This is a genomic window from Trueperella sp. (assembly GCF_043424875.1).
Classification (GTDB): Bacteria; Actinomycetota; Actinomycetes; order Actinomycetales; family Actinomycetaceae; genus Trueperella.
In genome coordinates this window covers 23,794-37,829 of the sequence record NZ_JBHWPL010000046.1, presented here as the reverse complement: position 1 = coordinate 37,829, position 14,036 = coordinate 23,794, and the positions used below count along the sequence as shown (strand labels likewise).

Below are 14,036 nucleotides of genomic sequence, written 5' to 3'. Positions count from 1 at the left end.
GTTCATGGATCCGACCCCGGCAATCCTCATCTTCGTGCCGATCTTCCTGCCGATTGTGACGGAGCTGGGTGTGCACCCGGTTCACTTCGGTGCGATGGTCGTCATGAACCTCTCGGTTGGCGTGATCACGCCGCCGGTGGGGAACGTGCTCTTCGTGGGCGCGAAGGTCGCAGGCTTGAGAATCGAACCGGTTGTTGCAAAGCTCTGGCAATTCCTCGTGGGAATTATCCTGGCTCTTTTCGTGGTCGTGTTCGTTCCCGCGGTCTCGCTCTGGCTCCCCGAAGTCGCTGGACTCATCTAGTGGCTAGATAGCAAGCGATAACGCGAAAGGCGCGGTACTGATTGGTACCGCGCCTTTCTTGTGCGAGGAGATCCCCGTGCGGGAAATTACCTATGTCGGGACGTCCCCGTGCCAGGAAGTCCTGGCATTTGGGAGTGGCTATGCGCGTCGCTCGCGGCGAACCACGATCGTGCCGCCGAGGGCAAGCATGATCAGAGCCGCTGATGAGCTCAGCATTCGCCGCGCCCGTGTAGGCAAGACTATCGCCGCTCGCGACGACGTCGCCCGAGCGATCCGCAGAACCGCCGGCACCCGCGGCGCCGTCGGAGTCCCCGCGCTGGCCAGCTGCTGGCTGGTCGCCGTGGGGCTCGTCGTCGGTTGCAGGCGCGTCACCGGTTGCCGGGCCGCCCTGCGTCACGAGCTGCACGCCAAAGTCGAGTCCCGTCGAGACGGAACCGTTCTCGGTCACGCCAACCTCTTGACGAAGAGGAGTCGTGGTGCCGCCGAAGCCCGGGATCGTCGTCGGGTCAATTGTGATGAAGTATGAACCCGGATCGGTGACGACGAACTGGTACGGACTTGCCGTGACTGTCTCGCCCACGAGCACGTCCGAGCCATCGGCGCTCTGGTAGAGCAGAACCCGAACGCCGGAGAGCTCGTGCTCGCCGTCGTCGTAAACAGCGTTCTCGTTCAGGTCCTCGTACACCATTCCGCTGATGACGGCCTCGAAGGCCTTGAGCATCGCTGCGTTGAGCGGGCGGCCACCCTCGTCGAGGTAGACGATCTGCTGGCCGGACATCATGGCGCGGCGCTGGACCTCGATCACGGTGGTGTCGTCCAGGATCGGGAACATCGCCATCGGCGTCATCGTCATGAGGGAGCCGAGGCGTACGCCGTCGTCGGTGACCATCGTCGGGCCGAGGTGGGCAGGACCTGAATGTCAAGGTGACCATAGTGCTTGCCGCCCGAGATCAGGTGCTTCACGCCGGCGTCGTTGGTTGCCCACAGTTCGGGCTCGTCGCGCTGGGACATCCACACCGAATGGGTGTTGAAGCCGAGCGGCACGTACTCGCCGGTGACGGCGTCGCGCACCATCTTCTCGCCGCGCAGGCCGTCGGAAGCGACGCCGACGTCCCAGTGCCACACGCCCGTGCCGTCGCCGGCCTCGTCCACATACGACGCCTGGAACGTCTCGTCGTGACCAGAAATCACGACGGCGACGTCATACTTTTCGAACAGCGGTTGCAGGTGGCGCATCGGGGTGCCCGGCTGCGAATCCGGGTGGTCGACGTGCCCCATCGTGGTGCCGTGCGTGCCGTTGGAGTAGGCCACGTGGTGGTACTGAATGACGATGACCTGGCCCTTATCGCGCGCGTCCGCGAGCTGCGCTTCGAGCCACGCGTACTGCTCGGAGCCCGGCATGAAGTTCGGCTGATCGGGCTTGGTCGGATCGGCGTCCGGGCCCCACCAGCCCTGCTCCACGGACTCGGGGAAGGAGTGCTCGTACTGCTCGCGCGAGAACGAGTTCTGGGTATCGGTGCCGTACTGGTCCGGGGTCAGATTCTCGTCGGTACCGGTAATCCGCTCGGCGTCGGTGATCGTGGACGGGTCGCGCGAATCCTGGTGCGTTCCCTTGGTCGAGTCGAGCGAAATGAAGGTGACGCCGCCCATCTGCAGCCCCGCCACCCGCATTCGGTGCAGGTTCTCTCTAATCCGGGCAGGAAGTTCCTGCACCGTTTGGGGAGAACTTGCCCCGGTTGCGCAAAGATGGCCGCGGGCGGCGGGCATGGGGTGGCCGCGCAGGGTGGCCGGGCTACCAGGAGCTGACAGCGTTTGCGAGCAAGATGCCACCCACGATGATGGCCAGAAGGCCGAGAGCCATGAGGCCGAAGAGCCCCGCGTTTGCGCGCAGGCGATTCGTGAGAGCGCGGCGGTCTGACGGGCCGATCTCGCGCTGTTCGCCCAGGTGGGAGTAGTCCGCCCGCCCGGCAGCCCCAGCCTGCCCGGAACGCCCGGCATCCGAAGCCCCATCAACCGGCCTCGGCGAGCCAGCCTCGCCCGGCCCGTGCTCAAGATCGTTGTTGTTCAAGCCGTTGCCCATTAGTTCCACTGCTCCTCGTCGCGATCCCCGGACCAGTTCGTGTGGTACGAGCCCTCCGCATCGACGCGGCGGTATGTGTGCGCGCCGAAGAAGTCGCGCTGCGCCTGAATCAGCGACGCGGACAGGCGAGGCGAGCGAACGCCGTCGTAGTAAGCGAGCGAGCTCGCGAACGCGGGAACCGGAATGCCGGCGTTCACGGCGGCGCCGATCACGCGCCGCCACGCGGCAACAGCCTTGTCGATCTCGCCCACGAAGAACTCGTCGGCGATGAGGAGCGGGAGGTCGGGGTTGCGGTCGTAGGCCTCGCTGATGCGGTCCAGGAAGCGGGCGCGGATGATGCAGCCCTCGCGCCAAATTCGCGCCATCGCGCCGAGATCGATGTTCCAGTCGTACTCCGCCGACGCGGCGCGAATCAGCTCAAATCCCTGCGAGTACGCCACCATCTTCGAGGTGTAGAGCGCCAGCCGGATGTCCTCGATCACGGCGTAGGGGTCAGGAATATCAACGACGACGTCGTGCGCCGGCAACCTGCCCTGCGCCGCCTCGCGCTGGGGGACGGAACCGGACAGGGAGCGTGCGAAGGTCGCCTCGGCGATACCGGTTGTGGGGACGCCGAGAGCCGCGGCCGTCTGAACGGTCCACGCGCCGGTGCCCTTCTGGGCGGCCTGGTCGAGCACGATGTCGACGAACGGCTGGCCCGTCTTCGGATCCTGATGGCGAAGAACTTCCGCCGTGATCTCAATGAGGTAGGACTCGAGATCGCCCTTGTTCCATTCGGCAAAGACCTCGCCGATCTCGGGGGCGCTCATGCCAAGAATCTGGCGCATGAGGTCGTAGGCTTCGGCTATGAGCTGCATGTCCGCGTACTCGATGCCGTTGTGCACCATCTTCACGAAGTGCCCGGCGCCATCGGGGCCGACGTGCGTGCAGCAAGGCTCGCCGTCCTTCTTGGCAGCGATCGTTTCGAACATGGGGCCGAGCCGGTCGTAGGACTCAACCGTTCCACCGGGCATGATCGACGGCCCGAGCAACGCGCCCTCTTCACCGCCCGAGACGCCGGCGCCAACAAAGTGTAGCCCGCGCTCGCGTAGTGACTCCTCGCGGCGGCGCGTGTCCTCGTACTGGGCGTTGCCGCAGTCCACGATGATGTCGCCCTCCTCCATGTGGGAGGCAAGCTGCTCGATCACCGCATCGGTGGGCGCGCCCGCAACCACCATGATGATCGCCACGCGCGGCTTGGCGAGTGAATTGACGAAGTCCTCAATCGGGTCCGAGGGGAAGAACTCGCCCTCCTCGCCGTACTTGTCCACCATCGCCTGCGTGCGTTCGGGGGAGCGGTTGTGAACGGCCACTTTGTAGCCGTTGCGCGCGAGATTTCGCGCGAGATTCGATCCCATGACGCCCATGCCGGTGACGCCGATGTCTGCAATTGCGTGTTCTGGTGCGGGGAAGGTCATGTGAGCTCCTTGAGGTTTGTTAGTGGCTAATCTACCCAATCCCGCCCGCGTTCACCGACCCGTCCGGGACGGGCGAAACCTGACTCGCGAAACCCGCGCCCGCCCACGCGCACCTAAAGAGCGCAGCCCCGCCAGAGTTCAGCGCAGCCCATGCCAACGCTCAGCGCCGCCCCAGAAAGACACCCGCCAGACGAATTACGCAAGACTTTGTCGAATTTGCGTAACTGGTGACCTTTGACCTTGCAGATCGGGGTTAGGCTACCCTAACCTAATTACACAAGCGTACACTTGCGTTAATTAAACGTACACGTCGGAGCACGCGCCCCGACCCGTCAAGCAGGAGCATACATGCACTTTAGGAACGCGGCCGCCGCACTCGGCGCCCTCCTCCTCATCACGGGCTGCTCGGCAGCCGATGAGTCCGACGCCACCGGCGCCGCCCCCGCCGAGAGCGCGGAGGGATTCCCCCGTACGGTCACCCATTCGTCGGGTACGACGACGATCGAGGACGCGCCCCAGCGCATCGTGGTTCTCGACATGGCAGCGCTTGACACGATTGACGCACTCGGTGCGGGCGAACTCGTGGTCGGAACCGTCACTGACTCCGTGCCCACCTGGCTGGCTGACGACGAGGGCATCGACTACACGAGCGTCGAACCCGTGGGAACGCTCAAGGAGCCGGACATGGAGGCGATCGCCAAGCTCGATCCGGATCTCGTGATCGTCGGCGCGCGCTCGGCCACCTTCTACGAGGACTTCTCGCGCGCATTCACCACAATCGACACCACTCACTCGTGGGAGGACGCGGACTACTCGGCGAGCGTCCCCGCCACCTTCACGCTTCTGGGTGAGGCCGTCGGTTACGACGACGAAGCCGCCGAGTTGGCGTCTGGGCTCGAGGACCTCATGGCTGACTACAAGGACCTGGGCGCAGACAAGGGCACGGCGCTCGTGCTCATGTCTAACGCGAGCGAGGTTTCGCTTCACGACGCCGGATCCCGTTGGGCGCCGATCTACGACGTGTTCGGATTCCCCGAGGCCTACGAGAAAGACGAGGCCGACGAAGGCCATCAGGGAGAGAAGGTCTCCTTTGAAACCGTGAAGGAGATCAACCCGGACTGGCTGTTCGTGGTGGACCGCGACGCAGCCGTGGGTCAAGCGGAAGCCGGCAATACGGCGTCGCAGGTGCTCGATAACGAGCTGATCCACGCCACGAACGCGTGGCAGAACGACCAGGTCGTGTACCTCTCGCCTGAGCGGTGGTACATCGTCATGACGGGCGCATCGAACTTCCCGGCGATGCTGGACGAAATTGCAGATGCGATCCAGTAACACCACTGGTCGTAGGTTCGCCGGCGTCGGCGTGCCTACGCGCTCGAACCGGCTCAAGCCGCTGAACCTTGAGCCGGCTCGTCCGTGCCTGAATCCGGCCACGTGTACGCATTCGCCCACGTGTGCCCGCTCGGGCCGGCGTGGCAACTTCCTGCTGTGGCTGACGGTGAGCGGCACGGTCGTGGCCGTCCTCGCGGCGGTGTCGATGGCGATCGGCGGGGCGTCCATGTCGATGACGGACATCCTTTTGGGCCGCGCCACCGGCGACGACATGCAGATCTTCCTTGCCTCGCGCCTTCCGCGCACGCTCGCCGTCATGCTCTCCGGCGCAGCGATGGCGGTGGCCGGCCTCGTCATGCAGCTCCTCGTCCGCAACAGGTTCGTTGAACCGTCGACGACGGGCGTCACCGAATCCGCGGGCCTCGGCATCCTCGTGGCCACCATCTTCGTCCCCACCCTGAACCTGCCGCTGAAGATGATCGTCGCCGTGGTGTTCGCGCTCGCGGGCACATTCCTCCTCACGGCGCTCATCCGCGCCCTGCCGCACCGCGACATCATCGTCGTGCCCCTCATCGGCCTCATCCTCTCGGGAGTCATCGGCGCCGGCGCCACATTCCTCGCGTGGGAGTTCGACATGCAGGGCACGCTCAACGCGTGGATGACCGGCGACTTCTCCGGCATCATCCGCGGCCGCTACGAGCTGCTGTGGATCGTCGCCGTCGTCGCCACGCTCGCCTACGTGTTTGCCGACCGCTTCACCGTGGCCGGCCTCGGCGAAGACCTCGCCCGCAACCTCGGCATCAACTTCAAATCAGTACAGGCCATCGGCTTGACGATCGTCGCGGTGGTCACCGGCATCACCACGGTCGTGGCCGGGCCGCTGCCGTTCCTCGGGCTCGTTGTGCCCAACCTCGTCTCGATGATCCAGGGCGATTACATCCGCCGATCCCTGCCGCTCGTCGCACTGATCGGCGCCGCATTCGTGCTGCTCGCGGACATCATCGGGCGCTCCCTCATCGCCCCCGCCGAAGTGCCGGTGGGTGTGGTCATGGGGATCATCGGTGCCGGCGTCTTCCTCGCGATTTTGCTGAGGAGGGTCAAGTGAGCGTAGTCCTCGACGAATTCAATAAGCAGGCGACGACGGCCGACGTGGCCGACATCGATCGCGCGATCAACTCGCGCCGCTCCGCCATCCGCAAGCGGCTGTTGATCGTCGGGATCGCGGCCCTCGTGATGAGCGTGTTCTTCCTGACCTACGACGCGCTGGGCGCGTGGGCGATCATCGGCCCGCTGCGCCTCAGCCGCCTCATCGCGCTCGTCGTCGTGGCCGTGGCGCTCTCGGTTGCCACCGCCGTCTTCCAGGCCGTCACACGCAACCGCATCCTCAGCCCGTCCGTCATGGGCTTCGACTCGATGTTCCAACTAATGGCGACGGCGTCGATCTTCTTCTTCGGATCGGCCACGGTGGGCCAGGTGCCGAACTCGGTCATGTTCCTCATCAACACCGCGCTGATGACCCTCGTGGCCGTCTCGCTCTTCCTCACCGTCCTGCGCCGCGGCCGCTCGAACGTCTACCTGCTTGTGCTGGTGGGCATCGTCGTCGGCACGTTCTTCCGCTCGCTCACCTCGCTGCTCTCGACGGTCATGGACCCGGGCGAGTACCTGGCGGTCGCCGATGCCTCGACGGCGTCGTTCGCGGTGATCAACACCGAAGCGCTCGGAGTGGCCACCGTGCTGGCGGTCATCGCGCTCGGCTACATCTGGAAGCGCAGCCCGGAGTGGGACATCCTCACGCTCGGGCCGGACGTGGCTCGCGGGCTGGGCCTGCGCTACCGCAGGGAGGTGCGACTCGCGCTGACGGCGTCGACGATCCTCGTGGCCAGTGCCACCGCGCTCGTGGGGCCGCTCATGTTCTTTGGCCTGCTCATCGTGAACATCGCGGTGTATGCGTGCGGGTCGAACCAGTTGCGCGATCTCATGCTCGCCTCGGGCGGGATCGGAATCGTGGTGCTGGTGGGAGGGCAGGCGCTGCTTGAGCACGTGCTCAATCAAGCGACGATCCTGCCGGTGATTTTGGAGTTGGTCGGCGGCCTGTTGCTGCTGATGATGATTTTGCGGGGGACGCGCCGATGATCGAGATTTCGAACGTGACGATGAATTACGACGGCGATCCCGTGGTTCACGACGTGAGCTTCACTATCCCTGACTCGGGTGTGACGGCGCTGATCGGCCCGAACGGCGCCGGAAAGTCGACGTTGCTCTCCGGCATCGGGCGTCTGCACCCGCTCCTGGGCGGCGAGATCATTGTGGACGGGCGAGAGCTCGGCGCGTGGGACTCGGACGAGCTCGCGCGCACGATCGCGATCCTGCGCCAGGAGAATCACCTGGCGATCCGGTTGACGGTGGCCGAGCTCGTCATGCTCGGGCGCCACCCGCACTCGAAGGGCCGGCGCACGCGCGAGGACTACGCACACGTGGCCGACGCGCTGGACTGCGTGAACATGCGCGATAACGCGGATCGGTTCCTGGACGAGCTCTCGGGCGGCCAGCGCCAGCGGGCGTTCATCGCGATGGCGCTCGCGCAGGACACGAAGTACCTCCTGCTCGACGAGCCGCTATCGGCCCTCGACATGCGCCACGCACGCGACATGATGCGTCACCTGCGCAAGGTGTGCGACACCCGAGGCATCTCGGTGGTCATCGTCATTCACGACGTCAACACGGCGGCCGCGTATGCGGACACGATGATCGCGCTCAAGGATGGGCACCTCGCGGCGAAGGGCGATCCGGTCGACGTCATGCGCTCGGATCAGCTCGAAGAGATCTTCGGCGTCGATGTGGACGTGGCGCGGATTGGCGGCCGGTTGGTCGCCATGCCCGTCGCCTAGGTGCATAAGTGCCGGCTTACTTGCCGAGCGCGCCGTTCACTACATCCTTGGCTTCGGCCTGCACCTGCTCGAGGTGCTCGGCACCGAGGAAGGATTCCGCGTAGATCTTGTACACGTCCTCCGTGCCCGACGGGCGGGCCGCGAACCACGCGTTGTCCGTGGTGACCTTGAGGCCACCAATCGGTGCGTCGTTGCCCGGTGCATTGACCAGCCGCTCCTTGATGGGCTCGCCGGCCAGCTCCGTGGCGGTGACGTCCTCGGGGGAGAGCACCTTGAGCTTGGCCTTTTCCTCGGCGGTTGCCGCGGCGTCGATGCGGGCGTAGGCGGACTCGCCGTACGTCTCGGTCAGCTCCTGATGCAGGACGGCCGGAGACTTACCTGTGACGGCCATGATCTCAGCCGCGAGCAGGTCGAGGATGATGCCATCCTTATCCGTCGTCCACACCGTTCCGTTCTTGCGCAGGAAGGACGCGCCCGCGGATTCCTCGCCGCCAAAACCGATCTCGCCGGTAATGAGGCCGGGCACGAACCACTTGAAACCCACCGGGACCTCAACCATTTTCTTGCCCATGCCCTCAACGACGCGGTCAATCAGCGACGACGACACGAGCGTCTTGCCCACACCCACAGTCGGCATCCAGTCCTGGCGGTGGTTAAACAGGTAGCTGATCGCAACCGCGAGGTAGTGGTTCGGGTTCATGAGTCCGACCTCGCGCGTTACGATGCCGTGACGATCGGCGTCGGCATCATTGCCCGTGGCAATATCGAACGGCGCCGCGCCATCCGCGCCCGGCTTCATGCGCTCGAGCAGCGAGGCCATCGCATATGGCGAGGAGCAGTCCATGCGGATCTTGCCGTCCCAATCGAGCGTCATGAAGCGCCACGTGGGGTCAACCTCGGGATTGACGACGGTCAGGTCGAGTCCGTAGCGTTCGCCGATCGCGCCCCAGTACTCTGCGGCGGCCCCGCCCATCGGATCCGCGCCGATGCGGATGCCGGCCGAGCGGATTGCCTCAAGATCGAGGATCGAGGAGAGGTCGTCCACGTACGCCGAGAGGTAGTCGTGCCCGCGCGTCGTGTCCGCAACCCGCGCCTGCTCGTAGGGTATGCGCTTGACGTTCTTCCAGCCCTCGCGCAGCAGCTCGTTCGCGCGCGCCGCGATCACCTCGGTCGCGTCCGTATCGGCAGGGCCGCCGTGCGGCGGGTTGTACTTGAAGCCGCCGTCGCGCGGCGGGTTGTGCGACGGCGTAATGACGATGCCATCTGCGAGATCAGGACCGTGCGTGCGCACGCCTTCCGCCGTGTCCGCGCCGTTCGCCGTGAGTATCGCAAGCGAAACGGCCGGGGTGGGCGTCCAGGAATTCCGGGCGTCAATCCGCACCTCGACGTCGTTCGCGGCGAGCACCTCGAGCGCCGTCTTCTCCGCGGGCTCCGACAGGGCGTGCGTATCGCGGCCGATGTAAAGCGGGCCGTCGATTCCCTGCGACCTTCGGTACTCCACGATCGCCTGCGTGGTCGCAACGATGTGGGCCTCGTTAAATGCGCCGTCGAATGCGGAGCCGCGATGCCCGGAGGTTCCGAACACGACCTGCTGAGCCGGATTATCGGGGTCCGGCTCCGTATCGTAGTACGCCGAAATCAGGGCATCGACATTGATGAGATCTTCTTCTTGGGCAAGTTTGCCAGCACGTTCGTCCATGCCTGTATGCTCTCACTTTTTGTGACGTGGATCTACGAGTTTCGCTAACCGTGACCAGCCCGCCGCGCTTAGCTCGCGCGTCTAATCGTTCGTCAGCAGAGCCACGTGCCCGTGAACATGAGCCGTCCACGTGCCACCCCAGCGGTTGTGCGCATACGCGATCTTGTCCTCCACCTGGTCGTTAAGCTGAACCACCCACGCGTCCGGAACCACACCGTCCATCGTGCCTTGCCAGTACGTCTCGTAGTGCGGCACCAGATAGGCCAGGTGCGAGATATCCGCGGCGACGACGGTCTGCTCGTCTGCGCCCAATTCCTCCAGGTGTGCAAGCGCGGCCCGCGAGCCGTCCGGATCCCACACGTAATAGTCGTGCCACACGTGCCGCACCGGCCCGGTTCCGACCATGAACAGTGACGACGCAAGCGCCGTCACGCCCACGGCGAGCGCGACGGCCCGGCCTCGGCCGGACCGCTGGTCAGGCTGGTCTGCTTGGTTAGGCGGGTTTGTCTGCTCCGCATGCTCAGCCTCGTCCGCTTGCTCGCGCGCCGCGCGCCAGCGTTCGTATCCGTCAATCGCCGCCACCGTGACGATGGGCATGAGCACCGCGGAGTAATGCCAGGTCCAGCCCCAGTAGTAATCGACGTTGCCAAGGAAGCGCCAGGCGAGGGTGGGCACGATCATCAAGATGAGGGGCGAGCGCAGGGCGATGACGCCGCCGAGCAGGATGAGCAGGCCAACGGTCATCCACTTTTGGGCGGGCGTGACGAACGCGAGGAGCTGGTCGATCAGGCCGGCGTCGGAGACTCGGTCCGTGTAGTCCCACTGACCCTGCGTGTTAAAGGCGGGCACGATGACGAAGACGGCCAGGATGAACCACATGATGCCCCACGCGTTGAGGCCGAGCCAGGGCATGGGCGACTCGCGCCGGCGCCACGCGGTTACCGCGGCGACGACGCCGAATGCGGCGACCGTCAGGCCAAGGTCTTCCTTGACGAACACGATCGCGCCCACGAACACCATGGCGGGCCACATGCGCCCGCACATGTAGAACACGAGCCCGTAGGCCAGTAGCGGCACGGCGAAGGCGATCTCGTGGAACTGCACCGCCACGGCGTTGGCCAGCCCCCAGCTCAGGGCGTAGGACAGGGCGATCAGCGATCCGGCTCGGCCCATGCGCGAGCGGGCGAGCCACGTGATCGGAACGATCGAGATCGCGAACAGCGCGTTCTGGGCGATCATCAGGGTTAGGCCCGAGGGGAACAGCCAATATAGGGGCGTGAGCAGAACGAGGATGGGGTGGAAGTGGTCGCCCCACAGGTTGTAGTCCGGGCCCTTGATCGTCACGATCGGCTCGGAGGCCGTGCTGTAGCGCTCGAGCAGCTGCGTGAAGATCCCAAGATCCCAGCTGGGCGCCACGAAGTTGGTCCATTGCCACACCGAAAAGGCGGTGTATCCGGCGAAAACAAGGATGGCGAGTAGCCAGCCGAGCCAATCCGAATGGATCTGACGAACGAGCGCAAACCTGCCGGCGTCGTGATTCATCTAGACGATATTGCGTTTCTGTGCGATCTGGAGCGCAACCCAGCCAAGTGGCACGCGGCCCCAGAAGGTGAACAGGCGGTAGAGCACGGCGGTGGAGAACGCGACCGACGACGGAATGCCGGCGATCACGAGGCCGCCGGTGAGGGCCGCCTCGACCGGTCCGATACCGCCCGGGGACGGCACGACCGAGCCCACCGAGTTCGACAGCAGGTAGGTGATCGCCAGCGTGATCAACGGCAGCTCATAGCCGAAGGCCTGCAGGCTCATGCCGAACGTGGCCACGAAGGCCATCGACTGGAAGATCGCGCCACCCGCGCCCGCGAGGATGCGCCCCGGGTTCGTGGCGAGCCAGACGAGGCGCGGCCAGATCTGCTGAAGCGTGGGGCGGATGCGGCCAAGGAGCCACTGGCGGATGGGCTTGATGGCGAAGATGACGAACGCGATCAGGGCGATCACGCCGATCGCGATCATAATCGAACCGGAGGGCAAGGAGAGGTTGCCGAGGTCGCCGGTGAACAGCGAGAGGATGATGAGCAGGATTACCGTGACGAGGAACTGCGCGATCTGGGTGATCGAGACGGTGGCGATGGCCGGCGTCGTCGCCACACCCTTCTTCTGGAGGAAGCGTAGGTTGAGCGCCGCCGGCCCGATGCCGGCCGGGGCGACGAGCGTGACCACCGAGGCGGCGACCTGCACGAGCAGCGTTTCGCCGAACGGGACGCGCTCCTGCGTGTATGCGCGCAGCGCGACGGCGGCGCCGACGTACGTGCCGAGGCCAACGAGGAACGCGGCGAGCATCCACCACGGGTTCGCGTCGGTGAGGGCGTCGCGCAAATCCTCGAAGTTGAGAGAGCCGAGCAGGATCGCGATGGCGACAACGCCGATGATCACCGTGACGATCGTCTTGACCGAGAACCGGGTGAACTCAACGCTTTGGAGGTTGGTCGCCTCGGGGATGTCCTCGGACAGGGCGTCGTGAAGCTCTTGGAGCTCCTTCTTCGAGAACGCGTCGCGGGTGGGCTTGGGCAAAATCGTGTTCTGCAGGAACGGCGCCACGGTGGCGACGATCGTCGCCGGCAGTGCGCGCTTGAGCGAATCGACCGCGCGATCCACGCCAACGATGGAGGCGAGCATGGCAACGGTCTGCGCGAGGTCCACCTGCCTCGTCGAGTCCGTGGACAGAACCGAACCGTTGTGCCACGAGGTGATCTGCAGGCCGCCGTCGGACTTCTTCACGTACTTGGCGTGCATGTGCCCGTGCGACATGCCTGCGCGGTGAGCGCGCCGGATCTGATCCCAAAGGGTGTCCAGATCGTCGTCGGACACGTCCTCGCTGAGCACGTCGCACAGGAGTGGATCCTGATTCGTCTTTTCGATGAGGACGATCGAGGATTCCATGCGTGCGAGCGAGACGAATTCGGGGGTCTCGAGGCCGATCTGCTCGGCGCGCATGGCGAGCAGGGCCATGTGTTCGGCCACCGCCTCGGTGGTGCGGCGAGTCTGGCGGATCGTGGTGCGCAGGGTTAGGCGAGCCCACAGGTCATCGAGCACGGACATGATTTGGCGGTCGGCGTCGAGAACCTTCAGGTGGTAGGCACAGCCGTGGGTGTCCGTGGCAATGTAATTGCGCGAGATCAGCGAGGAACGCGTGCTGGGGTAGCGCCTGCGGGTGTCCTCGCGGAACGTTTCGGCGTCGAGGCCGTTGATCTCCCACTGGTCGTCCGGGCTGGTGAGAGACTCGAGCTCGCGGATGAGGGTCTCGGCTTCGGAGGCCTGCTCGTCGTCGGGCGGGGCCGTGGCGAGGATCTGGCGAATCTGCTCGAGGCCGGCCATGTTCGTGTGCCCGATCGGCGCGGACGTCACGATGTCGTAGGCGTAGAGCGGATCGTCAGCGGTGAGGTCATCGATGCGCACGGCGGTCACGACGTCGATGCCCGCTCGGCGAATCATGGAGATGAGGTGCGCGCCTGTGGTGCGCTCGGGCTCGCCGCCGATGATGTACCGGGTGAGCAGGCCGGCAAGGACGCCCAGGAGCACGGTGAGCAACGCGGCCGTGAGCGTCTGGTTTCCTTGGAGGACGGACAGCAGGAGCACGACGGCGAGCAGCCACCAGCCCGTGCGCGTGACGCGCGAGCCCTTTGACGATCCGGAGACGGCGAGGAGCGCCGAGACGACGGCAACGTATGGGACGAGCGCGATGTGGGATTGCTGATACACCGCGTCGGAGAGCTGGTCGACGAGCGGGGAGGTCGGCCACCAGCGATCGCCCGCCCACAGCGCTGCGTTCGTCAAGAGAACCGATACGCCCGCGGCGATGCCCGCCGTGATGAGCGTGCGCCAGCGGCGCCGAACCACGATCTCGGCGAGCAAGGCGAGCGGAAGGAAGAACGAGAGCAGGCCCTCGAGGGCGTTAATCGGCAGGGAGAGGACTGTTTCGAGCACGCCGCCCGTGGCCCGGCGGACGTCCGCCGCCACCGCGAACGTGGTGGTGCGGCCGTAGACGGCCACGAGGCCCACGAGAACAGCGCCGATAATTGCCAGCACCGCGCCGAAGAGATCGGCGGGATTGCGGGCCCAGCTTTGCGGGGAGTCGATGAGGAGCACGTCGCGCTTTGGCTGGTGGACGGGCGCGCCCGCCGTCGAATCTGCCGTGCGCTTGGCCGCAGACGACCGCGACGGATCGTCCGGCTCGGACGACGACGCGGATTCTGGCAGTGTGCTCACAGGTTGATCCTAG

At 65.5% G+C, this 14,036-nt stretch carries 12 protein-coding genes; 5 read left to right on the top strand and 7 right to left on the bottom strand.

The annotated features are described in order from the left end of the window. The coding region (locus ACHFFR_RS04540) for a TRAP transporter large permease subunit (RefSeq protein WP_394263090.1) at window positions 1-301 on the top strand (301 nt) is incomplete at its 5' end. Here ACHFFR_RS04540 and ACHFFR_RS04535 read toward each other — a convergent pair. The 4 genes from ACHFFR_RS04535 to gndA form a co-directional block, all read right to left on the bottom strand. Next, window positions 294-1,190, bottom strand: a complete 897-nt coding sequence (locus tag ACHFFR_RS04535) for a hypothetical protein (RefSeq protein WP_394263089.1) — start codon at window positions 1,188-1,190, stop codon at window positions 294-296. The genes ACHFFR_RS04540 and ACHFFR_RS04535 overlap by 8 nt on opposite strands. Continuing rightward, entirely contained in the window at window positions 1,151-2,014 is an 864-nt protein-coding gene (locus tag ACHFFR_RS04530; protein ID WP_394263088.1) for a metallophosphoesterase family protein, read from the bottom strand. The genes ACHFFR_RS04535 and ACHFFR_RS04530 overlap by 40 nt, the downstream gene beginning before the upstream one ends. A gap of 79 nt (window positions 2,015-2,093) precedes the next feature. Beyond that, complete coding sequence (locus ACHFFR_RS04525) at window positions 2,094-2,390, bottom strand: hypothetical protein (RefSeq protein ID WP_394263087.1); 297 nt, start codon at window positions 2,388-2,390, stop codon at window positions 2,094-2,096. Then, window positions 2,381-3,838, bottom strand: a complete 1,458-nt coding sequence (gene gndA / locus ACHFFR_RS04520) for an NADP-dependent phosphogluconate dehydrogenase (RefSeq protein ID WP_394263086.1) — start codon at window positions 3,836-3,838, stop codon at window positions 2,381-2,383. The genes ACHFFR_RS04525 and gndA overlap by 10 nt, the downstream gene beginning before the upstream one ends. Window positions 3,839-4,186: 348 nt before the next feature. Between gndA and ACHFFR_RS04515 the strand changes: the two genes are divergently transcribed. The 4 genes from ACHFFR_RS04515 to ACHFFR_RS04500 are packed head-to-tail and all read left to right on the top strand — an operon-like array spanning window position 4,187 to window position 8,058. Further along, entirely contained in the window at window positions 4,187-5,170 is a 984-nt protein-coding gene (locus tag ACHFFR_RS04515) for a siderophore ABC transporter substrate-binding protein (protein WP_394263085.1), read from the top strand. After that, on the top strand, window positions 5,157-6,275 hold the full coding sequence (locus tag ACHFFR_RS04510) for an ABC transporter permease (protein ID WP_394263084.1): 1,119 nt from the start codon (window positions 5,157-5,159) through the stop codon (window positions 6,273-6,275). The genes ACHFFR_RS04515 and ACHFFR_RS04510 overlap by 14 nt, the downstream gene beginning before the upstream one ends. Beyond that, window positions 6,272-7,303: an iron chelate uptake ABC transporter family permease subunit gene (locus tag ACHFFR_RS04505; protein ID WP_394263083.1), complete on the top strand. Its 1,032-nt coding sequence runs from the start codon at window positions 6,272-6,274 to the stop codon at window positions 7,301-7,303. The genes ACHFFR_RS04510 and ACHFFR_RS04505 overlap by 4 nt, the downstream gene beginning before the upstream one ends. After that, entirely contained in the window at window positions 7,300-8,058 is a 759-nt protein-coding gene (locus ACHFFR_RS04500) for an ABC transporter ATP-binding protein (RefSeq protein ID WP_394263082.1), read from the top strand. The genes ACHFFR_RS04505 and ACHFFR_RS04500 overlap by 4 nt, the downstream gene beginning before the upstream one ends. A 16-nt stretch (window positions 8,059-8,074) precedes the next feature. On the opposite strand, the gene pgm is transcribed toward ACHFFR_RS04500, so the two are convergent. From pgm to ACHFFR_RS04485, 3 genes are all read right to left on the bottom strand, one after another. Further along, window positions 8,075-9,757, bottom strand: a complete 1,683-nt coding sequence (gene pgm / locus ACHFFR_RS04495; protein ID WP_394263081.1) for a phosphoglucomutase (alpha-D-glucose-1,6-bisphosphate-dependent) — start codon at window positions 9,755-9,757, stop codon at window positions 8,075-8,077. Window positions 9,758-9,838: 81 nt separating this feature from the next. Continuing rightward, entirely contained in the window at window positions 9,839-11,299 is a 1,461-nt protein-coding gene (locus ACHFFR_RS04490) for a DUF2079 domain-containing protein (RefSeq protein ID WP_394263080.1), read from the bottom strand. Continuing rightward, window positions 11,300-14,023, bottom strand: a complete 2,724-nt coding sequence (locus ACHFFR_RS04485; protein ID WP_394263079.1) for a YbhN family protein — start codon at window positions 14,021-14,023, stop codon at window positions 11,300-11,302. Between the last annotated feature and the right edge of the window lie 13 nt (window positions 14,024-14,036).

What these genes read in the sequence shown, in the direction of transcription:
- gndA (WP_394263086.1), bottom strand. Translation starts at nt 3,838, where the DNA reads ATGACCTTCCCCGCACCAGAACACGCAATTGCAGACATCGGCGTCACC.
- pgm (WP_394263081.1), bottom strand. Translation starts at nt 9,757, where the DNA reads ATGGACGAACGTGCTGGCAAACTTGCCCAAGAAGAAGATCTCATCAAT.
- ACHFFR_RS04500 (WP_394263082.1), top strand. Translation starts at nt 7,300, where the DNA reads ATGATCGAGATTTCGAACGTGACGATGAATTACGACGGCGATCCCGTG.
- ACHFFR_RS04510 (WP_394263084.1), top strand. Translation starts at nt 5,157, where the DNA reads ATGCGATCCAGTAACACCACTGGTCGTAGGTTCGCCGGCGTCGGCGTG.
- ACHFFR_RS04535 (WP_394263089.1), bottom strand. Translation starts at nt 1,190, where the DNA reads ATGGTCACCGACGACGGCGTACGCCTCGGCTCCCTCATGACGATGACG.
- ACHFFR_RS04515 (WP_394263085.1), top strand. Translation starts at nt 4,187, where the DNA reads ATGCACTTTAGGAACGCGGCCGCCGCACTCGGCGCCCTCCTCCTCATC.
- ACHFFR_RS04490 (WP_394263080.1), bottom strand. Translation starts at nt 11,299, where the DNA reads ATGAATCACGACGCCGGCAGGTTTGCGCTCGTTCGTCAGATCCATTCG.